The 23326-nt window shown below is 40.6% G+C and carries 19 protein-coding genes; 5 read left to right on the forward strand and 14 right to left on the reverse strand.

Features of this window, described 5'->3' with window-relative positions; genetic code table 11:
* Nucleotides 1-18: 18 nt before the first annotated feature.
* The 4 genes from K0778_RS14450 to trhI form a co-directional block, all read right to left on the reverse strand.
* Nucleotides 19-996: a hypothetical protein gene (locus K0778_RS14450; RefSeq protein WP_042634278.1), complete on the reverse strand. Its 978-nt coding sequence runs from the start codon at nt 994-996 to the stop codon at nt 19-21.
* Nucleotides 997-1056: 60 nt separating this feature from the next.
* Nucleotides 1057-1434 (reverse strand): hypothetical protein, encoded by a 378-nt coding sequence (locus tag K0778_RS14455; protein WP_000120822.1) that lies wholly within the window; start codon nt 1432-1434, stop codon nt 1057-1059.
* 57 nt (nt 1435-1491) lie between these two features.
* Nucleotides 1492-2364: a hypothetical protein gene (locus K0778_RS14460; RefSeq protein WP_000041927.1), complete on the reverse strand. Its 873-nt coding sequence runs from the start codon at nt 2362-2364 to the stop codon at nt 1492-1494.
* Between the two features lie 394 nt (nt 2365-2758).
* On the reverse strand, nt 2759-4543 hold the full coding sequence (gene trhI, locus K0778_RS14465) for an IncHI-type conjugal transfer helicase TrhI (protein WP_042634277.1): 1785 nt from the start codon (nt 4541-4543) through the stop codon (nt 2759-2761).
* 179 nt (nt 4544-4722) lie between these two features.
* Between trhI and K0778_RS14470 the strand changes: the two genes are divergently transcribed.
* Complete coding sequence (locus K0778_RS14470) at nt 4723-5595, forward strand: hypothetical protein (protein WP_072692375.1); 873 nt, start codon at nt 4723-4725, stop codon at nt 5593-5595.
* Nucleotides 5596-5623: 28 nt separating this feature from the next.
* Here K0778_RS14470 and trhN read toward each other — a convergent pair whose 3' ends face one another.
* The 10 genes from trhN to parM all read right to left on the reverse strand — a co-directional run bounded on the left by trhN (nt 5624) and on the right by parM (nt 20264).
* Complete coding sequence (gene trhN, locus K0778_RS14475) at nt 5624-8812, reverse strand: IncHI-type conjugal transfer protein TrhN (RefSeq protein ID WP_161997268.1); 3189 nt, start codon at nt 8810-8812, stop codon at nt 5624-5626.
* An 18-nt stretch (nt 8813-8830) separates the two neighbouring features.
* A complete protein-coding gene (gene trhU, locus K0778_RS14480; RefSeq protein WP_181196458.1) occupies nt 8831-9886 on the reverse strand; it encodes an IncHI-type conjugal transfer protein TrhU in 1056 nt (351 codons plus the stop codon).
* A 144-nt stretch (nt 9887-10030) separates the two neighbouring features.
* A complete protein-coding gene (locus K0778_RS14485) occupies nt 10031-11542 on the reverse strand; it encodes a TrbC family F-type conjugative pilus assembly protein (protein ID WP_072756793.1) in 1512 nt (503 codons plus the stop codon).
* Nucleotides 11529-12041, reverse strand: a complete 513-nt coding sequence (gene trhF, locus K0778_RS14490) for an IncHI-type conjugal transfer protein TrhF (protein ID WP_001286759.1) — start codon at nt 12039-12041, stop codon at nt 11529-11531. Before trhF ends, K0778_RS14485 begins: the two co-directional genes overlap by 14 nt.
* Nucleotides 12042-12318: 277 nt before the next feature.
* The gene (gene rsp / locus K0778_RS14495) at nt 12319-16623 is read right to left on the reverse strand and encodes an IncHI-type conjugal transfer protein RSP (protein ID WP_072756792.1); all 4305 of its coding nucleotides are present in this window, start codon (nt 16621-16623) and stop codon (nt 12319-12321) included.
* 119 nt (nt 16624-16742) lie between these two features.
* The gene (locus K0778_RS14500; RefSeq protein ID WP_000235777.1) at nt 16743-17297 is read right to left on the reverse strand and encodes a hypothetical protein; all 555 of its coding nucleotides are present in this window, start codon (nt 17295-17297) and stop codon (nt 16743-16745) included.
* Between the two features lie 8 nt (nt 17298-17305).
* Nucleotides 17306-17731 carry a hypothetical protein gene (locus tag K0778_RS14505; protein WP_000836980.1) on the reverse strand — a complete coding sequence of 142 codons (426 nt, stop codon included), beginning with the start codon at nt 17729-17731 and terminating at the stop codon, nt 17306-17308.
* A complete protein-coding gene (gene hdtA, locus K0778_RS14510; RefSeq protein ID WP_000952689.1) occupies nt 17721-18173 on the reverse strand; it encodes a H transfer determinant A in 453 nt (150 codons plus the stop codon). Before hdtA ends, K0778_RS14505 begins: the two co-directional genes overlap by 11 nt.
* Nucleotides 18174-18576: 403 nt before the next feature.
* Complete coding sequence (locus K0778_RS14515; RefSeq protein ID WP_001107537.1) at nt 18577-19215, reverse strand: hypothetical protein; 639 nt, start codon at nt 19213-19215, stop codon at nt 18577-18579.
* An 11-nt stretch (nt 19216-19226) separates the two neighbouring features.
* Nucleotides 19227-20264 (reverse strand): plasmid segregation protein ParM domain-containing protein, encoded by a 1038-nt coding sequence (gene parM, locus K0778_RS14520; protein WP_000818955.1) that lies wholly within the window; start codon nt 20262-20264, stop codon nt 19227-19229.
* A 363-nt stretch (nt 20265-20627) separates the two neighbouring features.
* On the opposite strand from parM, the gene K0778_RS14525 reads away from it, so the two are divergent.
* The 4 genes from K0778_RS14525 to K0778_RS14540 are packed head-to-tail and all read left to right on the forward strand — an operon-like array spanning nt 20628 to nt 23308.
* Nucleotides 20628-21575: a metallophosphoesterase gene (locus K0778_RS14525; protein WP_000718594.1), complete on the forward strand. Its 948-nt coding sequence runs from the start codon at nt 20628-20630 to the stop codon at nt 21573-21575.
* Nucleotides 21572-22408: a hypothetical protein gene (locus K0778_RS14530; protein ID WP_042634275.1), complete on the forward strand. Its 837-nt coding sequence runs from the start codon at nt 21572-21574 to the stop codon at nt 22406-22408. The genes K0778_RS14525 and K0778_RS14530 overlap by 4 nt, the downstream gene beginning before the upstream one ends.
* Nucleotides 22401-22922 (forward strand): hypothetical protein, encoded by a 522-nt coding sequence (locus K0778_RS14535; RefSeq protein WP_071653549.1) that lies wholly within the window; start codon nt 22401-22403, stop codon nt 22920-22922. The genes K0778_RS14530 and K0778_RS14535 overlap by 8 nt, the downstream gene beginning before the upstream one ends.
* Nucleotides 22919-23308, forward strand: coding sequence for a hypothetical protein (locus tag K0778_RS14540; protein ID WP_001572421.1), 390 nt, complete (start codon nt 22919-22921; stop codon nt 23306-23308). The genes K0778_RS14535 and K0778_RS14540 overlap by 4 nt, the downstream gene beginning before the upstream one ends.
* Nucleotides 23309-23326 lie beyond the last annotated feature (18 nt).

A 23326-nucleotide genomic window follows, 5' to 3' on the forward strand; every position in this document is an offset into this window, starting at 1 on the left:
ATGTTTGCCAGTGGCATTTTATTTGAGATTCATTTGGCAAATAGTTGCCATCAGTTTCCTGATTTGAGGCACATTATAACCAAGATGATTTCCCACTATTTCAAAAGCTTCAGACATGATCCATTCAAAATGATTTTCGAATATTGGATTGATTTCTAACTTGCCAAAAGCGTTTCGTTTAGTTAACAGATCACATGAAACAAGCTCGTCAAACAACTCTAATGTGGATTTAAAAGCTTTTATGTAAACATCCATAATTTCCCTGTCAGTCCATTTAACAGCCAGTTTTTTTTCTGACATTAAATAATCCTGATCAAAGAAGATGTCCCAGCCCATATCGTCATTGCAATCATGCAAAATGATTTCATCATCATTCCTGCATTCAGCTAATTTCGTGTTTTCACTAATCGAACGATGCGAATGATAATAGAGCCATGATTTTAATTCCGCTCTAAATTCACATGCATCAAGTCCATGACATAAACAAGTGTATTCAAATGATTTTGACATATACCACCGTGTTTCAGCTTCTAAAAGTGGATTCACTGTGATATTACCATTGTCATCTTTGAAGAATAACTTTCTCCTCAACACTAGTTCTTTAATGATTTCCAAAGACTCTTCCATAGCGGATAGAAAAACAACATACACATCCTCAGGGGTCCATTCTATTACCAGACCACCCAAATCTGGGTTATATTCTTCAACCGTATATAGATAATCTGTTTCTGCTGCAAAATTAATTGTATGCAAAATCTGATTTTTAAGTAATTTGGATTTTTCATAAAGGTGATTTTCACGCCTTTCAGAATCATAATTTATCTCAGAAATGTTACTTTCTTCTGATTTAAAGTTTAATCCGGACGTGTAAGCATCATTTAAATGCTCTTTGGGTGAATCAACTATTTGCGTTATTTCATCTTCATCTATATCGAGTATAGAAAAAAAACTAAGTTGATTACTACTTATTGCAGTAGCCCTAAATTTTTGTTTCATGGGGACTCCAAAAGGAGAAATCCCATGAAGGGATTTCTCCCCTTTAGGGTGGGTTTAATGTCAGATCTGATTAAAGCTACTTTGTCCAAAACCTTTTAGAGGTTTAGGTATGTGAGCCAACTTACTTGTTGCTACCACTCTCATGTAGTCAAGAGGATGTTCTCTCCCTTCAATCATAATAGTATCGACAACAATATAACCGGAGACCATCAACTCATCACCCTGATTTATACCAGTGAAACAGGTTGAATACATTTCAGGCGACACCTTGATTTGAACTGAAAATTCTCTCTCAGTGATTTCACCATCAACTTCTGTCTTCATCCTATTTTTGAGCTTTATTAACAAACCTATACTCTGGTCAGTCATTTTTTTCTCCACAGCACTGATAACTATCCCGGACACTTTTACTTCATTGATATATTCAAGATATGACATTTTCCGCTCCTCGATTTGTTCAAAGAGAAGCCCCGTTAGGGTTCCCCCTTAACAGGATTAAATAAATTTATTAGTTACATACATGAACGTGCAGACTACCAAACAGGCAATTCCGGCAATATGTAACCAATTTCTTGTTGGTTTAGTTGGTGCAATCGCTAAAGAGTTCTCCAACTTCTCTGTTACAAGACGTCGATTCTCTGCTTTAGCCGCATCATCTAAATATTGAGTTTCACGCTTAGCGAGAGTCTCAATTTTCGATTTTATTGCATGGTCCCATCCTTTAGTTTCAAAAACGCTTAACTCACTAAAGGTGTGCGTCATGAGATCTTCTGGGAAACCCAGTTTTTTCATTAACGGACGAATGGTATCATACATTTTTTCTACATTTTCGTAGTGGGCCTTTACTGCGACATCAAAACGCTTACGTAAAGTTAATTTTTCACGTTTGCAAATGATGTCCGAAACCCAATTTATTAACTGCTCATTTTTGAGTTCACTGGCTTTTTCAAGTGAGTAATCCAGATTATCCACGTCAAGAAATGAATTTAATCCGTATTTTTCAAACTCCTCAACAAGATATTTATCCAGTTCAGTTAAGCTTTTAAAAAGTGGTACATCTGGGGAAGCTTTAAGAAGCTTATAAGCTCCTTCGAAATCAATTTTCTTGACCACGAGCTCCACAACATCCACATGATAATAGCTTGAATAAGCAGAAAGCTTTTCGGCCAACAAAGACACAGGCTTAAGAGACTTAAGTTCAATGATATTTGGGCCGTCCTCATTCAAAATAACAATCAGTTCATTATCACGTTCTGTATATTTCATCAGAACTTCTAAGAGCTGTTTGTTTAGCGCCTTATCCATCTCTGGAATAATTTCACTAAAGGTTTGATGAAGGGCTTTACTGCGAGCTTTATTTTTAGACATTTGGGGTCACCTATATATAGTAAGAAGGAAGAAACAATTTTTTGTTTCAACACGAAGGCAAAGCCTGTCATTCATCTCCCGTAAGCTATGAACCGCCTGATTTATACTATCTGGCATTAGAAGTACGCAACAAAAATAGCTCCAGGAGGAGCTAAATTAGTTACGGTTTGGTAAATTCAGATTGCCTTTTTCAGGCATGGGAAGTGCACCAGCGACAAAGGTGACATTTTGCCGGTGGTGTCTTACAGCTTGTTTAAGCTGGCCGCTTTTCACGGCTAAATCAACGCTTAACGCGAAAGTAACTTTAAGCAAAGTTACTCAAATTTGGGAGCTGATATTTAAGCTCATTGTTTTTATACTATAGCTTTAAGCATAAGTAAATGCCCATATCGAATTATTCTGTATAAACTGGAGAAATTCGAATATTAGCTGCTTCTTTTATCTTTTCTTCACTGCATTCTCTTAAAAAGAAAGAAGGGTCACCATACCACATTACAAAAAGTTGCTTTTCTGCACGCGTAAATCCAACATAAAGCAAACGTCTTTCTTCTTCTATTGCCTCCTCCCCAACTGATCTTTTACTTGGTATCTGATCCGCATTACAACTCATTATTATTACTTTATTCCACTCAAGACCCTTTGAACCATGCAAGGTTGATAGGACTACTTTCTCTGGGCTGTATTCCTCGTCCTTCTTCCTAGGGCCTAATGACATTGCAGCAGCACGATTGATCATATTCATCCAACCAGTCTTTTCTGCCCACTGTTTACAAGTGTCTAAAGCAATTTTTGTTAAGGTTGCTGTACCTTTATTACTCCTCATCTTGATTGACGACGATTCCATCCATTTCGTAAGGTTGGCGAAACGTTTTGCTATCTCAACTTTATCAGTACTTTCCTGGGTAAAGCGCACGAAGTTTGAATGTAATGTTTTTGTTTCGAGAGAACTGTCCTCCGGGATGGCAAGGTCGCCAAAAGTAACTTTTCTTCCTCTCATACTCAATGCCACATCATCCAAAACTGATTCCTGTTCTCCAAACAATGCCAATACTCTCTTCATTAAGCGAGGATCATTTGATTGTCGGAAAAAGGCCATAAGGCTTAACACATCGCTTGTTTCTTTTTCATCCCAGAATGATTTACCTCCGTAACGAATTACTGGCTGTTCGATCAAACTTTCTAGCTCATCCAAGTGAGCATTATTGCGGCTTAGAATTGCCCATCCATGTGGATCCTGATTTATAAGGCTTAAAATACCCTGTATCTGTTCCTCCATATCTACATATGAACGAAAAGTGACCTTTCCTCCTCCCTTTTTTGCCGAGCGTAACTCTTTGGCATAACGGTAAACATTCTTTCCTATCAGTGCTCCGGCCACCTCTAAAATTTCAGGTTCACACCTAAAGCATGTGTTTAAGTAAAATATGTTAGGTCTGAAGTGTTTTTCAAACTGTTGAAATATTTTGACTCCTCCTGAGGATCTGAAGGAGTAGATGGCCTGATCATCGTCTCCAACTATACTCGTATAGACTCCAGCTCTTGTATGCAATGCTATCCATGAGAATTGTATAGAGTCAGTATCCTGAACTTCGTCTACTATCAAATGTGTCAAATCTAACGTGCGCATTTTTCCCGAATGCATTTGACCGACAACAAATTTTGAAAGAGCATTGAGGTCCGCCACATGGTCTTTCTGGCATAACGCCTGATAGGTATTAAATAAATGGATCTGTTGTCTGTTATGCCGAACTGAAATCACATCCGTATCCATTTCTCTGCCGATAGCATCAATAACGAATTCAGCTTCAGCAAACTTCATCGTTACACCGGATTCTTTCAAAGCCCGGTGAATGACAGATCTCTGTGCTGGCCCTATCAACATCTTTCCCGGCCAGCGAATCATGTCCAGTTGCTTCTTAACGAGTCCGTGAAAAGTATCCACCAGCACCCGGTCAAGATCCTTCTTGCTCAATCGCTTTTGTAACTTTGCTGCAAGTGCGTTTGTTGCAGCGCGAGTAAAGGTCACCATCCCGATTCTTGCATATGGATACTTTTTGAGAATCGATATAACCGCTTCTATCATGGTGAATGATTTGCCTGATCCAGGCGCTGCTATCACCATATTGTTTGCGCTAGCATTCTCGATAACAGGTCTTTGCTCTTCTGTTGGCTTACCCATTTCAACCTCATTACTTCGTTTTAATAATTATACATTTTTATAAAAGCGCTTTTCTTGTGTACTGCTGGTTCTACTGGAAATCACTTTTTTTCCTTTTTTATGCAATCAGGTTGTTTGTGAAACGCGTGACTATGGAATAATGGTTCCATCTCCAAAAGACATTACAAAAAGGGCTTTAAATGAAACTTTTACGTTTAGTATCTCTGGTCTCTTCTGTCGTCATTGGTTTTTCCCTATCGGGTTGTGCCGGTGACACCGGCACTACGCCAGGCACCGCTCTGAATGCGTACAGTCACGGCCAGTACTGGCATGCTAAAGCAAATGATTCTGTCGCCAAGAATGCCTATTCGTTTGCTGGTTTCGACGTTAATTTTAAGGAGCAAGAGGTTACTCCTGGAGGGGATGCCGACAACTTTCTTTCTAAGTATCTCATCAATAGTTCGATGGGCTACGTAACAGGCGGTCTAAAAGGTTTTGGGATCATGAGCCTCGGCTCTTTGTACAGTTCTTCTGACGCCGAATACATCCAGGTCAATCAATACCTAGTGTTCGTCCCCAATCCAAAAAAATTGCCTTACAATGATGAAAGTTTGGTACGTGAAGGAGCTAAGTATGTTTTTGAGCATACAAAAGCAACTCAGGCCTCATTTGGATACAACCCTGAAAAACAGAAAGCAGCTCTGGCCACATGTAAAATTGATATGGCAGTCGTCAATAAATGGAGTACCTGTGATCTGCCCTCTAAGCCTGATGCTGATGTTTTCCCTACAGATTCAATGTACAGCTTTCAGGCGATTCGCCCCGCAACAGGAACCGAAACTCCTCAGCTAAACCTTCCCGCTGGTGATTACGCTGTAATTCGTTATGTGTTCATCCCATTTAAAGGAAACGAAACAAGCGCTGATTTTTCGGGTATCATTTTCCGTTCTGATAGCCCAAATACAACAACTCCAGGGGGTGTTGCAGCCTCCATCAACGGAAAAGATTATTACCTCTTTACCGGTGAATACGGTAAAAAAGGCTTCCCAGAAAAAACATTGAAAGCCAAGTAATTAAAAAAGGGGCCTAACGGCCCCTTCTTCAATATTTCGGCAACTGCTTGCCCGTAACCGGATCCAGCGTAGTTGAACCTACCTCACATATGGCCGGTCGAGGTAAATAGCTACAATCTACATTTTCCTCTTTTATAGCCTGAGCATTTTCTTGTCTGGCCTTTATCATATTTTCTTCACCGCCCATTGCTTCCTTGGTACGTTCTGATGGAAGTTGATAGTTCTCATTCTGGAATGGTAAGTTTTCCACAATTGATTCTTCGGAGAATTTTGAATATTGATCAGGAACTTCTCCTACCTGAACTGCATCATTAATCCACTCCGTCAGATCAATTTTATCGAAATCCAGTTGCTGTATTTGCTTTATTGATAGCCCCACGCAATTAGAGGCGACAGGGTCTATTCCTAATTGCGGATAAGCTTGTTGCATAATAACGCGTGACAACATGGAATTATAACAGCACATGTCTGTTGCTTTTTTAACGCATTTCTTTGTGAAACCAACATTCAGATATTTGACGCATCGTTCCGTATCTAATGTAAAACAGGATTTTTGATTCTTATGAATAGAAGCTTCCATCTCTTTCTGGTCGCATGCTACCAACATTTCTAAAAGCATTTTAGTGACCTGATAGGCTGTATAAATCCAACCGATCACGTTTAATGCAAGCATAAAGTTTTGAACCGCAGCCGAGAAGACAACCTCTCCTCCGGTAGTAGCAACGTTCTTAAAGACAAAGTCTCGAACTGTATCTGGTAGCAATTCGTAGGCTTTCTTCATTGCCATCTGCTTAAGCTGACCTATACCGAAGCTGGACATTGTTTCCTGTGCCAACTGGCCAGCACCTCCTGCCCCTCCAGAAGTTGCGGAAGACCCAACTGCCCTGCTTAGATTACCAGCGACGTTTTCATATACGCTCGTTAAGGAGCTCGTGACATTGTTCCACATTTGCCCTACTGTTTTACCAGCTGATGCAGTCCACTCACCGACCGCATTGGACATAGAAGCCCATGTACCTGTATCACCGCCGGTCCATTTTATTAGCTGAGCATTAACTCTGGTCCAGTTAGTGTTTCTGATCATAGATCCGGCAAGCATGATACCTTCAAGTGCTCCTGCGGTTCCCTGCGGTGCTTCGCAGCAGTCCGTCTTTGCCAGGCCATTTACAAAGCCTACTGAACGACCACACCATTCAGGTTTTCCTTCAAAGACAGAACAGGAATTGGCATCGTTAGGGTCTTCGCATTTGGCTTCGCCCTGCATGTACTGAACCATGTTTGAATAAGCCGCAACTTTTCCAAAATCGTTGTTCTCTTCCTTTGGCCCAGTTTCGCATGTTCCTCCAGAACATGGGATCATGCCAACACAGGCATTTGTAGAAGATTCAACCTCACGAACTACATCCTTACCTCTGTCACAGGTGTATTTCTGTTCATACATGTAGCAGCTGTTAGTGCCCTCATCGAACCAACCCTCTGCACATGTTTGTTTATCGAGTACACATGCTGCATCATTTTTATAAGAACTACATGCATCAGGCATACTCTTAATTTCTTCGTAGTTGTAACAGAGGTCCTTTCCATTAGCGTCTTTCATAATTTTCCCACTGGCGTCATAAGAGCAAATCTTGTCTTTAGCCAATGGATCACAAAAATAGCCTTCAAGGTTAGTCTTCCAGGTAAGAAAGCCTTTATCGCCTTCATACAGCGGCTTTGCCATAGAAAGCACGCTTTCCGGAAGCCGCTTCGTGCCAACATCCATATCTTTAAACCGATCGAAACGGCAGAATGTATTTGGTGTTTGTACAGCATCGTAACAACCAGCTGGTTCCTGGACGTGCTTATCTTCGAGCTTCATATTTTCAAACGTCAGCTCAACCTCAAAGTACCCTTCACCTCCCCCACCAACCCAGACTCTGGATGCCATTGTCACTTCACGATCAGGTTCTTCATAAACTGATTTTCTGACCTTTTCAGTTACATCGTATACTTTGTCGAGTTTCCACGATTTTTTTAACTCCCAAGATCCCTTTGGAGCCGGATAGTCACTTTCTCGATATGCACCATCTATGTGAGCAAAAATCTGCGTGCCATCAAGTGTTACCCGCATGTGGTCATCCCACTCCGCGTTAACAATCTTTGCTGAGGCCAATTTTGCATCCGGATGGAATTTTAATGTCAGTTCGTTATCAAATACCCCGTCACTCCAGTAGTTGTCATCACGGCGACCAAACCATATACGCACACAATTATCGCCGCACATCGACATGTCTCCGTTTCCGCCTGAAATGTATACAGGAACAGAGAAGTCACGAGTTATCGTGCAGCTGCTGAAGTTATCTTGCTTAGGCGAGTTACAGTAGAACTCTTTGTAATCAGGATGGTGTGTGGTTACTGTTTTTTTGGAGGTCTCAACATTACAGTTCTGAAGCCAGTTTCCAGTACCAGCAACAGCATTGGTTATCTCATTTCTCCCCGCAGTAAACATGGGATCGTTAGGCTTTACAGACGATGCCGGGTTGTCCTTGTTAGCATTTACGAGGGTGCGGTAGGCAACGCCATCATAACTTTGAGCATCAAATAACTGGCTTTTCCGATTCTTTATATCGTTAACAAAGCCATCCTCATCCCCATAACGATCTGCGGCGTTGAACTTTATATCGCTGTGCTTTTGCTCTGAGCTGAAAATCTCTCCCGTATTTGTTTTGGTTCCAGGAGTAGTATTGGGATTACTGCTTATACCAATGTTGCCATTAGCATCACGAGAGAGCAGCTTTGCCCCTTCCTTGGTGTAGTTTGAATTGATTGTCCCTCCAGACATACTCGGCAGTTGTACGGCGCTACCAATAGACTTTCCATCGGATGCGGCATTTTTCATGACACTTTCATTAGAGTTCCCTGCCCCATACTTCCCGAGATTAAGATTAGCGGATTCGGCTTTACCCACGTATTTCTCGGTGATCTTCCCACTGACATTCTCGCCTGAATCCGCGTTCTTGTATTTCTCCACAATGTCCTGAGCACTGGTGGTTGCATTGCGATTTGCGTTAGGATTTGCAAGGTTAAAATTATTTTCGAGCTGGTCAAATATAGCGTCAGCAGCGTAAACACGTGGTGTCATTACCATGTTTATGAGTGTGACATAAAAAGCCCAACTCATAGTATTGGCAACCATTGATGCAATAATCGCTGAGGTGATTGTTTTTCTAAGTTTCACTTATTTTCTCCTTAGAAATCAAACGCCTGGAACGTAGCGAACACAACAGTCATTGTAACGCCACAACATATAGACATAATTATCGTTGCCTATTTTTTTGCGCCCACCTTTAAGGGTTGACCAGTCGTGTACCGAATCACCAAGACGATGACAGCAATCCGGTCCCTTCGCCTCAGGAGTAGGGAAAAGCATTGAAAGCCGATACTGGGAACGTGGTGTAAAGTATTCCCACGTTTTCTCACACATTGCGTCTGCTCCCATCGTTCGCATCAGCATGCCTTGGCGATGTAGTTTTGTCAGAAGACGCTGGGTAATCAGTGAACTCGTCCTTACAGCGTCATCATTTGCGTAAATGTGGCCGGTTAATGGGTAAAGGTTGCCATCGCATCCGGCACAAAAGTATGCAGCGAGATTATCCTTTCCTGCTGTTACTGCTACACAGTCAGCAGCGCACACCATTGAGGCAATTGGGTTTGCAAAAACTACTGCCTCGGGATTCAGGACGAGTGTAAGCAGATCACTTTCCCACATAGGGTCCACTTCGCTTATATAGGTCAGGCTGGCATCTATATAGGGTTCAGCAGTGCACTCGCCAATAATCAGTAATTTGAGCATTGTCATGATTGGGAACTCCCAAAGATGAACATCGTAAAATCCGGCTTCAGTTGCTGTCATTGGCTGATTAGTGTTGCTTTTACCAATATCAAACTGCGATTTTTGAAGCATCGTGCCTTCAAGAAAGGGGCTGCACCAGGGGCTCTTTACAACTTCTACAATCTTCACCGGCTGAAAGAAGCTCAATTGCCAACCTATTTCCGGTACGCCGTTCTGATCTGTGCAGTAGCAACCCGGACGTGAAGGTGCAGCGCCTTCTGGAGCAGCCCCTATGCCCATTATCCTCATGGGAAAAATGCAGCTCCAACAGATATTCTTAATCAAGCCCTGCCACACTCCAGCTGACTGACACATAGCCCCAGGGACTCCAGCATCTGCTGCCATAGCCATACCAGGTATAGAAAGCGAAAGCATAACTGCTACAATGAACTCTAAAAGTAACTTTTTGAATTTTTTCACCATCATGCTCACTTGGATGTAATAAATGTTGCAACACTTTCGATATAGTCGACGGCTTTGGTAAAATAACTTCTCATCTGGTCCGGATAATTTAGCGTCAGCCATGTTGCAAAGAGAGCGCCTATAATAAATCCGAGTTTCATATTATTTTTCCTCTGAAAGATTTGGGGCTCCGATTCCACGGACTTCTGCCTCGCTAAACAGGGTGATCCGGAATTTATCTTGGTCAGTAGTTATAAGCGCAGGTGTATTTTTAATCTGAAAGCGTGAGATAATCTGTTCGTTTACTTTAAACACCTTACCGTTAAATTTTTCACGTAAATCATTTAGGTGATCCCATCCATTATCTTTTTGGATACGGGTAAACATTGGCATTACTTTTCCACTACCCAGACGTTGTCGATACTGCTGCTCAGCCCATACCAGCTGGCCCGGATTGAGTGGATCGAAAATTATCATCGTCAGGTTTTGAGGAAATCTCGAAAGTGGATTAATCAACTCCCCGGCGGAAGCTATTACACGGCCCTGCTTATCTTTTACGTCCTGAGTGACCCTCACTGTAGGGTCAATTAAAAATTCTTTGTGTTCCTGGGCAGGAGGGAGATCGACCATCCATTGATTTTTCCAGGTGTCCGCAACGGCCCTTTTTTTTGCACCTTCCCAGTCATATTTTTGTGCGCGTTCTTCCAGTTCTTTAATGATGCTCTTTTCTTCAACGGGATAAATCGTACCAGCAACAGGAAAAATGTCCTGATCGGGTTTTTTAGCAAGTTCTCGCTGAAAAAACTCAACGTTGAAGGACCCTACCATTTTTGCAAAACGAGCTTGCTCCCGAGAAATAATTGTCGGTACTTGAGTTACTTGATACTGACTGAAGCTATCAGGATCAATTGTAATCAAAGGAGATTCAAATTTTCCTTTGACAATCATTTGGTTTATTGCTGCCTGTGTCTCTGGTAGCCGAGTAGTTCCTTTCTTTAGACCATTGAAAACTACACGAGCTTTATGCTCTGAGGCCGTACGTAAAAGGTCTTCCAGTACATAATCCGGTAAGCTAAATGAAGCAAAGATCGTTATACCATTTTCAGTTGATAGTGCTTCTTCACGTGTGCTATCCATTTTTCTTTCGAAGTCAGCAGCTGTGATGCCCGAGGAACCAAACAATTTTTCGATATTTTTAGATTGTCCTCGCATGACTTCCGGCTTATTTTCCACAGCTTTCAGAGCCGCTTCATTAAGGCTGGCGTTTTCCTGAATTTCATCACGTCTTCTAATTATATCGTTGACAGCATCAGAGTTATTACTTTGGGCCCTTATAGCCTGGGTATGGTCTATAACTGCTTGAACACTATCCGCATTCATACCGGGCACGTAACCACGGTTTGTTTGCCTGCTCAGGTCCTGGTTTTTTTTGAGTGCTTCAGATTGCGCAATGTACTTCTGCACATCTGGTGAATTTAGCGTAGCATCAAGGCTAAGAGCCCCATCTGGCTGCTGTGCACCTTTAGCCTGAGCGCCAAGCCCTTTTGCTTGCTGAGCGATTAGGTCAGCATCATGTTGATACTCAGTGCTTGCATTTGTATTACTTAAAACTGCACATAACGCAAGTCCAGGAAGTATTGGTAAATATTTTTTATTTACATTAAAAGATCGCATATGTTTTCCCAATTACTGAATTCAGCTTTACTGTTCCCCAAAAACGGGAATCCCATGAGTGATCGGTTTGCCCAATTAGGAAAACTTCGCCTTCAGGAATTATCAATTCTTTTTCAATCAAAATGGACGGAATACTGTATTTCTTTGAAATACGACGTGCATTAGCTTCAAAAAATTTGTCCCCGTTATAAACCCCATCCATTGTTACTTTGAGTTTGTCACCGCCCACACCGGCAACAATTTTTATGACTCGTTCATTTTCTGGGATAAAACGAACCGATTTCGGCATGTTGAAAGCTATGAGTTCACCAGTTTTAATAGTTTTATCCGAATGATCAATCATATAAAAATCAGCAGGCAGGCACCCATTCAATAAACCGTATCCAAATGTATAACGGGTGAAAAAGACACACATAACGAGAATCAGCAATAAAATATTAATGGGGACATACCAATCCAGTATAAGCAGCCCTCTCTTTTTAGGTATGTAGTCGCTCATATTTTTCTCACTAGCACTGAAGAATATTTTTACTAAGTAGATACACCTCTATCCAAGTAACTATTATCCATGTTTTTCAACGCTCGGAAGTCTGCAAACTAACCTAATATTAACCTATAAGGATGTTAATTTCTCAGCATGTAGACGCAGCCTTGTTAGCGGCCATGAAAGATACCTTTGTAGCAAAGTTACTTTCCGGTATTAATTTTTCAAAGGTCCAATTGTTGGGCATAAAAAAGCCGGGACAAAATGTCCCGGCTTTATATTTAAAAATTTATTACTCACTGCTTGGTATTGATACAGTGTTTTCAGACTTACTTGCCTCTTCAGCCGGTCCGAAAACTGTCACGTGCTGCGTTGCAAAGTCTCCACTATCATCATAAGCAATTACTTTTATGTCCTGCTTACCACGGTTAAGGTTTTTAGAAAGTGTAGCCGTACTACCGAAAACGTTCCTTAATTCGCCGTTGATGAACCATTCATATCTAACCATTTTTCCATCAGTATCATCACATTTATTGGTAAAGCTCCAGCTTAGGTTGGTTTCCGTGTAGCTCAATGTACAATTAGGCACTGCGTTTTTAACGACATCAAACTCAACAGATGCTGAACCTCTCTGTCCAAGTTTACTAACAACATCAATTGTGATCTCGTATTTCTTTTCTTTTAAACCCGAAATCAGTTGAGCCCAATAATTTTTGCCGCTGGGTATTACCTCACCGTTCACCTTGTATGTGACCGTATCTATCGAGTCCGCCGAATGAGATAGCTTGATGTTTGACCTTAAGGTTACATCGAGTGGAGCTCTCATATATTTGTTAGAGAACTTGGGTGTCATCTCAACGTTCATTGGCGTTTGTTCATCGACAACAAAGGTATTTTCGATACGCTGTTCATTGTTGCGGTTATCTTTGAAAACAACCATCAATGTATATTTGCCAGGATTTTCAATTGTAAATTCTTTGGTGTCACCTTCATCTTTAGTGATTACCAGATTCTCTTTGTCGTAAATCCATTCTCGGGAATAAGTAACACCAGGATAGTCTCCATCCTTAATACCGCTCAACGCAACGCGTAGGGTGGTCGGTGCCATGTCGTATTTAAGTTTGGAGCTTATTTTCATTTCGGGGAATTTATAAACCCACGATTTGACAGAAACTCTACGGGTAGAAACCGTATTCACCTTATTGTCCGCTAACCATGCACTGTATTCAAAAGCAGCATATCCCTGTTTATCCAACATTTGCTCAGTAAGGGTAACAGACAGTGTAGAGCCTTTAAATGTCTGGCCATCCGGTGTTTTCCATTCTTCAACTACGTTATTACCATTCTGGTACTTACTGTTAGGGTTCGTGAACTTACCTTCCAAAGTAACTTTTTGACCAACCTCTACCTTAGAAACCCCCGTTACCGAGACAGAAAGGCGCTTGGGTTTTGCGGCTGCCAACCGAGCAGACGTTTCCTTCCATGAAGACTCCTCTGCCAGTTCATCGGAATCAAGGTAACGCATCCGGGCATAAATCGTAGACGGTAGGGTATCAGCTGAAGCCACAGTGTAAGTTGTATCTCCCTGCACCCAGTTGACTTTATCCTCTGACCAGAGAACCTCAGCGGTGCCTGCTGGTATAGGCTCATCGTTATCAAGCAGGGTTACAGGTACATCTGAGCCCTGAAGAATGTCTGTCACATCTATACTGAGCTTAGGCTGCTTGTAGGTAACTACCGTTAAGGCATCTGTGTAGGAAACCTTAGATGTGAATTTATTGGTCATTTTTGCCCTATAAAGCCACTTTCCTACTTCTGTCTTTTTGATACTTACACTTCTCTTTCCGGTCATGTCGGAAAGCATATTCCAGGTTTGACCATTATCAGAGGACTGCTGCCATTCGGTGGGGGCAAGTGCGTCAGAGTTAGCAGTACTGGCAGATTTGAAGCTTACCAGAGTACTAAGTGGGATCCTTCCGATAATAAGGCTTTTCGACAGGTTACCCTCCAGTTCCTCACCTTTATAGATTCGAATGCCTACAGCACTGGTCTCACGTTTCATTTCAAAATCAGAGAATGGCGATCTGACCTTAGCCACACCAACCAGACGCATATTACCCAGATCCATATTTTCAATTTTAATCTTGGTTTCGACAATGCCCGCATCATTGACCGGCAATGCTTCAGTCAGCGCAGTTCTTTCGTATGTAGTTTTATAACGGCCTGTTTCTGGATCTTTGCCGTATACACTTTTTTGCGAGTATATCGTGACGTCCCATTCTCCCATTGTTTTACGGTCAAATGCACTTTTACGTGTGGAGTTGTTATAACGCCCCACTGTTACCTTTAAGGGCACTTCAAGAGATGTGGCTGTTTTTCTGTCATCCACTTCCATCGATGCTCGAATATTGAAATCAGGCACCGTATATACGTTGAGTGTGTCTGTAGTTCTTAATTCTGGATCCTTTGAGTATTCTACAGCTATGTCAAAGACGTTCTTTGTCCACAATGGTGCAGCAGCAACCTTAACCCTTTGTACAAAGGTCGTTGCATCGTTGTTTGAGGAACGATTTTTAAATGACGTTTTGACAGCCTCAGAGCCGTTTTGAGAGACGATCATCGTAACGTCAGCTGGTACCACCTTCGCTAATATTCGAGCGGCCTCCCCCCCGGTCGTATAAGCCAGAGCAGTGTTCGGATTGATGCCAGCTATGACTTTATTCTTTTTGTAAGAGATGATCGGGTTGTATGGTAATTGTGTGGTCAGAGTACGGCGATTCCTTGCGGATACCGCTTTAGAGCCCTTCCCGTTAATCATATAGACTTGATAGTCGAGCAGATTCTCACCTGTTTTATTAAAGAATCCAGTTAGACCCGGGGTACGTCCTTTAAAATAGAACTCCAACCCATCAGGGACATTGTTCCACTGAGGGTAGCATGCTGTAACATCTGATTTTTCCCCATACCAGGCGAGGTAAGCATTCGCATTTTCCTCTGTGGTAAACAGAGTGCATTTATCACCAGCTGTTTGACTAAGCAGGTCCGTATACTGACGTACACGCGAGTAAAGAGTTACGTTTTTTTCCAGATTCTTGAGAGTGAATCCAGTAGGTTGATAAGTGAAAACGGTACTGAAATTAACGTTTTTTCCATAAAGGTTTTCAGCCACCACAGTAATCTCGTGATCCGAATTAACTGCTAAATCGTCTCCAACCGGCAGGTAGTAAATACCTCTATAATTTGTAGGTGTTAACGAAACTACTTTGTTGTCTATTGTTACTGATTTTATGTCAGCAACCCCAGCCTGCCCCTGGAAAGCTGCAACGATAATCTCGTTCAGGAAGTATACGGGTGCTCGTTTAGTTAATACCTGCCCATCTTTGAGAACCATAAGCGTTGGGTTATCAGACAGCATCAGTTTGCTTTCAGGCTCAGTGTACGTAGAAGAGTTTTTGCTCGTATTTTCTACTGTAAAAGTCGCTGCGTAGGACCCGTTTATAAGATCCGTTAAGTCGAAGATATAGAGGTACTCATCACCGACTTTTTGAGGTCCACTTACCGGCTGTAAAGTTCTACGTAAAGGGGTTGCCCAGGACTGTTTGAAATCAATCTCAGTGCCATCATCTAAAGTCACTTTAGTCGTCGGTTTAAACACGCCATCCGGAGTCATAGTGAGCGACATAGCTGTTGGGAGCCACCATTCACCTTCTGTTTCTTGCTGGGGTACCTTAACGGCCACAGCAACGGTTTTGGCTCCGGTATAGATGTCCTGGCCACCTACTTTGATTGTTTTAGCCTCATCGGTAAAATTCCAAAGTGTATGGTCTACTACAGGAGGCCGATAATCCCAGTTAACAACAAGCTTTTTGGATTCAGGAGGTGCGAAATAATTATTCTTAGAGTTTGCTGTAATTGTGATATCACGTGAACCCAAAAGTTCATCTGTATCACTGGCCTTAATGCTTCCAACTTCAATGGTACAGGAAGTTCCGCCAATAGGAACTTCACAGGCGGAGCCTGAACCTATTGAGATGTATTGAATATAATTGCGGGGCTCAACAGAAACAGCGATATCTTTGATCGCTTCATCCTTTAAATACGATTTGAAAGAAAAGCCGTCATAGACTAATCCGTTCAGGGATGATTTAAGACCGGTGATAGTAGGTTTTACCGGTGCCACACTTTTGATTGAATATTCACCTTTTACTATTTCAACTTTTTTCCGTTCAGAACCAGAGAAGTAAGAAATCTTGTAAGGTAGTTTTAAATCACCGGTGGTGTTGGGAACGCCTGAAAGAGTGAAACCGTTAGAAGTAAATCCCAAGGTATTGGGTAACCACTCAAAAAAACAAACGAGGTTATCAACAGAGGAAGTCGCTCGATCATCAACCGTTACATTACAGGCTGTGCCTGCACCTGAGGCAGTGATAGTGTTAGAATTAACGTATGCAACAAAGTCGCCCGGCCCCGGGTCAAAGGATACGGCTGGCAAATCAGCCTGTAGCTTTCCTGAAATCATAATCGCTTCGGCGTAGACCGCTTTAATCGGAGCAATTAAAGAAAACAACAGGGCTAAACCTAAACCTGATTTTCTCATGACGAATACCTGTTTTTCTGAGCAAAATTAAACTCACTTTACGATGAAAAACAGAAATATCCGTTCGTATAACATTTAAAAAAACCTGTATTTTTCCATGTATTCCGTATGTTAATACGCTATTTTGAATTCTTGGCTTCAGATAAGCGAAGCGCGGTAATTATAGACTCGGAGCTTACCCAAGGCGTTTTTTGAGCAAGATATCCAAGTATGTAGAGGCCAATTTTAACGCAGTCCATTTGTGAGACGGGGACCATGTGCATGAAGGGTTTTAAGCCGTCTTTATCGACTGGAACTATCCCTGCTGATAACAACAAACCGCCCCTCTCGTTTGGGGTAACGCTTATATTTTTGTATACGACGTGGCCATGATGTGAGGTTTTCCTCTTATCAATTTTTAAAGTATGCATGATTCTAAGAAATACAGATGCCATCTGCATAACTTCATTCGTCGACAATTTTAGAAGTACAGAACGGTTTGAGCCCCAGTCATAATCTTTTTTGGCGTTCCTCGGAGCGACGTGCAATGTAAGATAATAATTATCAATCTCATTTGAAAAAGGTGAAGGTTTTGATGAGCTAACATCTTCATTGTTCATCTCAATGACAAGTGCTGCATCCTGACCAAAAGCTTTTACATTATGGTTTTTAAGAGAGAAGTCTGAAGTTGCCATATAAAAAGTCACTTTTGATAAAACCACATACCACCTAATGATTCATCATCGGCAAGATGCTTGAAATTTGAGAGTGTATATCCTGTTTTGGTTTCAGAAATCACCATGCTGTAAGATGCCGTATGTACAAGGCGAGAATTGTTTAGATCAAGATCATCACAAAAACCAGGGCTTTTGACGGGGTCAGCCTTTTCAACAAAAGTTACTTTTGAAGCGATGCCGTTGATCACGATTTTCTCGTTATCAGCAATTTTAATGTTTAAAGAAGGCGAGCTTTTATCACATGGCAGGAAGAGTGATGTCTTTTTAAATGTGTTTCCAGTGAAGTCCAAAAGGTCAGGTTTAACCGGAACATTGTTTAGGATTTTATAAACTCCAGCAAATGCACATATCACAACAAAACCAGATAAAACATATCTAATCTTAGACTTCATCCCCCAGTTCCTCTCCTAAAAGTTTTAACGCACTTACGCACATAAGCCTCAACTGATACAGTAAGTTATCAGCGGTTATTCCACCAACGAAGGTAACTGTACGTCGTATTGATGCTCCGCCAGGCTCGCACTGGATATGGCCGATACCAGAATCACGGAGGAAGTCATTTTCTGCACTTACAAGGTCTGACTCTACAGGTGGAATGATAACTTCAATGAGTATTGTATCAACTGGGGCCCACTCCCAATCGAACTTAAGAGAGGAAATTGGGGATATAGAAACAAGAAGCTCATCAATATTAAAAATTACGGGTTTTATTCCCATAACCTCAGACTGAATGAAGTGGCTTTCTACCATAACTACCGGAAACTCTGAAATAGTCAGAACTCCGATTAACTGGTCTCGGCGTAAACCATGTATTAGTGAGTTGCGAGATAGCATTCGATCAGCCTTTATTATAATAATCAAACATTTGGGACAAGAACAAAAGGGATTACAGAAACGAAGATTCTACATGAACATCGTTGTCAGTGACCTTAGGTCCATCGGGTATAAGGGTATCAAAAAATCCTTACATAACCATTAAAGCACAGAGACTTTATAAGTAAAATAATAATTAAGTACCAGATTTATTAAGATAATTCTTAGGTTTTTTACAAATTTAGGAAAAATCCGCACTTCCTGTAACAGCACCCAAATTAACCTAAAATACCGTTTCATTAACAGTAATTTTACATACCCAGGTGAAGCCTGAAATTATTATAACAAAAAAAAGGCCAGCAAGTATGCTGGCTTTCCTGGTAAGACAAGTTGGAACTCAGAAGTCGATTGTACTGTCTCTCACCTATCTTGCCAAAGTTGCCAGTCGCTTGTTTGCCTTAGCTTTAGATTTTATGCTTATGGAGGCGGTTTGATTTTCATCCGATACTTTTTCTAGCACTGGCACCACAGCGGAAATGGACTTTTCTTTTGAAATTTTGGATGCATCTGAAGAAAGTGGGCTTTCAGATGGTATAGAGGTATCGCTTCCCTCATTTTCAATCTTCACACCAAAGCAGGCATGTTCCTTTTGTACAAGGAAGGTTTCTTTTACAGAAACAGAATCCTGCTTTGAATTATCTAATTGTAGAGGTGTTAAATACTCCTTAAACTTTTGATCTAAGACATTCTCTAGCAATACATTAATAGGAGGCTTAGGTTCAGTATCTATAGTATTTCCATCATTCAGAAACCTATTAAGATCTGCAAGTGTTAATCTTTCGTTTAAACCATTTATAAAATTTGCCAAGTCAGGAAATAAATTATTCAATACCAACCCGGTACTAATAGCCGACCTAATTAAATCCAGTTGGTCACCCCTATGAGAAAGTTCTGTTTTTTTCAAGAAACTATAAACATAGGGTGCTTTTCTTTCGGATATCCAGAAAGACCGGATCTGAATCCGGTCGTTATCTGCCTTATTTGAGATAGGGTTTTTAGCCATGTTCTAGCTCATTATTCTGAATAAATAGTATCAGCAATTGCCAAAGATAATGCGAACTGCGGATTGTCTACCATGATAACTTTAGCCGTTTCAAAATGTTTACGAATAGCTGTTTCGATGAGATATGAACCTCCCCCAACAAGGAAAACATTATGAGGCCTCTCTTCGACTTGTGTAACCGCTCTGATTACTTTACTTTGCAACTTCTGTACCGCAGAGTTTACCGCATCAAAAACACCGTCACGCTTGTCCTCTGCAACCTTCAAAGCTGATTTATCATGACGATTATCAACAAGATGATGAATGTAAGCATTACTCGTATTCAGTTTCTCAGATTCAAGATACCTGCTGATCTCATCGTAAACAATAGAACAACCAATACGGTCAAAACCTTTTACTTTCGAAATCTGTTCTAATTGCCCAGTAATACTTGCAACATCAAGAGTAGTACCACCAAGATCAATTACCAAACTTGATTCAAATGAAGCAATATCCTCAATTTCATCTGCCCGGGTCACAGCTGGTAAAGATTCAGGGAAAACAGTCACAGACAAAACGTTGAAAGAATAGCGTTTACCGTCAAGATAACGCTCAACTGGTTTCATCAGGTTATCTTTTTTTCTCTGAATATTTTCAATATTCGTTTCCCCTAAAGCAGTATAGAACTGGCTAAGAGGTAAAGTAACAAAGAGGTGAACATCCTGAGGAACTAAACCAGAAGCATGAAGTGCATGGTGAACATTTAACCGGCTAATTTCATCGTATTGGTGAGATACATCAGTCGATTCCAGTGAGTTACTAGATTCGCTGTGATGCGAAAACCTTTCCAGCCCATCAATAAGATAGTTAAAAGGATTGAGACCCTCATGGCGAACACGGAAATCTGGAACAAAACTATTTTGTGTGAGCAAGGGAACTAATTCGTTTCTTTCATTAAGACAAACCAGTTTTGCAGCTTTACTTCCATCATCGACAACGATTTTTAAAGCTTCAGTGATATCCTGCAATGATTGTGAAACAGGACTTTCAGATTTTAATAGTTCAGCCATAAAAACTCTCTTTTATTAATAGGACCATATTAGATATTAACTTTATACATTAATGGTGACCTATTATCAACATCAACACTATTAAAAAAATACGTAACTCTATGTTATTTCAGCATCCTTCCATTTTAAATACATTACCGTTAAATATCCTGTATTCATGAAGTAAACATGTTTATAAAGGAGCCAATTATAATCAGAAAGTTACTTTGCATCCTAAGTATGAACTGTTTGAGAGCCAGGACTGGAGCCTTTACCAGTAAGTAACAAAGGTCCTTAGGCTTAGAATCCAAAATGACGCCTTTATGTAAAAAAATCATAGCTCGAAATACCGTATCATCGATGTAAACATACGTAGAGGAATTTATGGCAGCTGAGCACGTCCAAACTATAGACCTTACAAACTTCTCGGGAAGGATTTTCTTTCTGGCAGATCCTCATGGACATTACTCTGCGCTGTGCAACTTGATTCAATCAGTTACAAAGCCAGAAGAAGAGATAGTAATTTTCTCTACTGGAAATTTGTTTGACTATGGGCCGGAACCCATAGAGTTGATGAAGGCGATAAACAGTGGCTTTTTCGATGGACGTTTTGTGAGGCATTTCTCAGCTGCCGGAGCCGGAGAAGAAATGTTAAAAAAATTGTTACCATTAAACAAAGACCGGAGAACATTTTACCCCAGCACATACCTCAATGAGAGATGGTGTGTAATGGGCGGAAAGTGGCATAAAGCTGTAAATCGTTACTATTTAGAGGAAGAGGTAAAAAAACTTCTTAATACCCAGCTTGGTACGATGATGCAGATTTTACTCAAAGGCGATATAAAAATTGGGGTTTGCCCTTCTGATTACGCCCCTATCCGCACATCATTCACTGATACTTATAATGCGCTTCAAGCATTCAACTATGCCAATGTGAATATTTTTCAGAGCCAGTTTCTATTCGGTATGGACCATGCCGTAATACCAATGATGATAAATGACGTCAACCTTATGGTCCTAGGTAGGAATCCTGTAAACAGCATTCGAAAAGCCCATGGTCGTACTCAAAACAATCTTCCAGTACTGATCGGTAATTGTTTACATATAAATACTGGATCACTCTATATGTCAAAATTAGAAGACCAGGTAATAGTTGCTCCGGGTATACCGCCAACTGACTCACCAGCACTTACATTAGTAGAAATAATCATGAAGAACAATCCAGTTTTATTGTGTCATCAGCTAATACAAACAACAAACAAGTTTTATTCACTTAAAACCTATCCGTTAGAACTCGATTCGATTGAAAACAACATTGAGGTAACAAGATGAAGATAAAATGGAAGATTATCTCAATTTCAACATTACTTTTGCATCTTCACGCAGCAGCTGCACCACATCAAGAGAAAGAGCAAAGAAAAGATGCTTTTTCTTCTGCCGCTCAGAAAAGTGATTCACTTATATCTGCTAAAGCGGAGCTTATAAACGGAAGGTGGTTTATAAATGGTAAATATAGGCCTGTTCTAAAGACCAGCATGACCAAAACCAATTTCTTAGAAATCATGAATGTTTCAAATAAAGAATCACTTTTTATGGTGATACCGAAACTTGAGTATAATATCATTGCCAAAAATAAAATCTTACTAAATGAAAAAATTGCATTAAGCGAAGGCACATCCGGAAAAAGCATTATTTGGGTCGAGCCTAAATCAAGTATAACTATATCGTTTATAAATGACCTTGCTAATACGCCCCTTCAGGCTATCGTTTCGATCACAAGAAACAACAAAGATGTAATTGCCATCTTTGGACCGGATCAGGGTAAAGGGTTTACTCTTCCCGGAAAGACATCTAATGATCAAGTGTCCGTTCCTGACGATTCTGATCTAAATATAAAAAAACTTAACATACCTCAAAGTGTTGGTAATTCAGTAACCATCAATCCTAAAGAGAAGAATTACCTCTTAGTTGGACAAGTAAAATATAAAATCTTATCTCTTCCGAAATATCAACATTTAGAATTTTCTGAACCGGTTTATATTGAGAAAAGAAAAGATATCCTCGGTGGTTATCGTTATTGGACGAAAGAAACAATTCTCTACCCCGGTGAATCATTATCTTTTATAACCAGCGCCAAAAACAATCTAAGGAAGCGGGATGATTAAAGTTATCACACTTTTATTGTTTGCATTACTGACTGGTTGTCAGTCAGTAGAAAGTAAAATCGAAGAACTCCCGATAGTTGGTTTTGACCCTATTCTATACAATAAAAGTGAGGCCTTTACTGACGGAAAAGTTACTTTACGTGTCGAAAGTTCAGGAACTGATGTTTGGCTTGTCGCCAAGAATGGAACCAGAAGTTTTATTGAGCTTTCAGGCCTAACGCTAGGTGGTAGTCGTTGTGCTTACAATGCCCGTAGTAAGCAACTTTTGCCCCCAGGCAGCGTAAGCACATTCGTAGTTCCTACGGTTGGAATGCTTGGACTTTGCTTCAACAATGAAGATCAACTTATGTTTATTAACCGTGCTTTTAGCAGAATCTCTCCCAAAGCAAAAGGAAAAGATTCTCTTTCTCTTTTATTTTCTGTTAGTTACGATTTTCCCGGAAAAGCGGACCTAATTAATAACCACGATTTTCAAGAGTTATATCTTTTATTTTTGAATGAGGATAATCTATGAAAAAAACATTAATTGTTATTTTATTATGTTTTTGTCACTCAGTTTTAGCATATCCATACCGTATCTATACTGTCCCGGAAGGGGCATTAGTAAAAAACATACTAACTAATGAATATCTAGGAAAAACCCCTGTGGTTGTGGACGTGAGCAATACCGAAGCTGGTTCTACTTTTGGGATTTCTTTATTTAGACATGAAAATGTTGCTATAAAGATTTTTACAGTAATGCCTTCAGCAGAAAATAATTTTGCTGTTTCTGGACCTGACGTTGCAACTATGTCATTGCCGGGCAAAGCACCTTTAAACGTAGTAAATGATGGGAATGGCGCTTCTGTTCATATAGAACTAAGACCTTATATGTCTGAACCTGCGCACACCCCATATTAATATAACAAGAAATTAAAA

The sequence above is a fragment of the Escherichia sp. XD33 genome (assembly GCF_019375075.1).
Taxonomy (GTDB): domain Bacteria; phylum Pseudomonadota; class Gammaproteobacteria; order Enterobacterales; family Enterobacteriaceae; genus Enterobacter; species Enterobacter flexneri_A.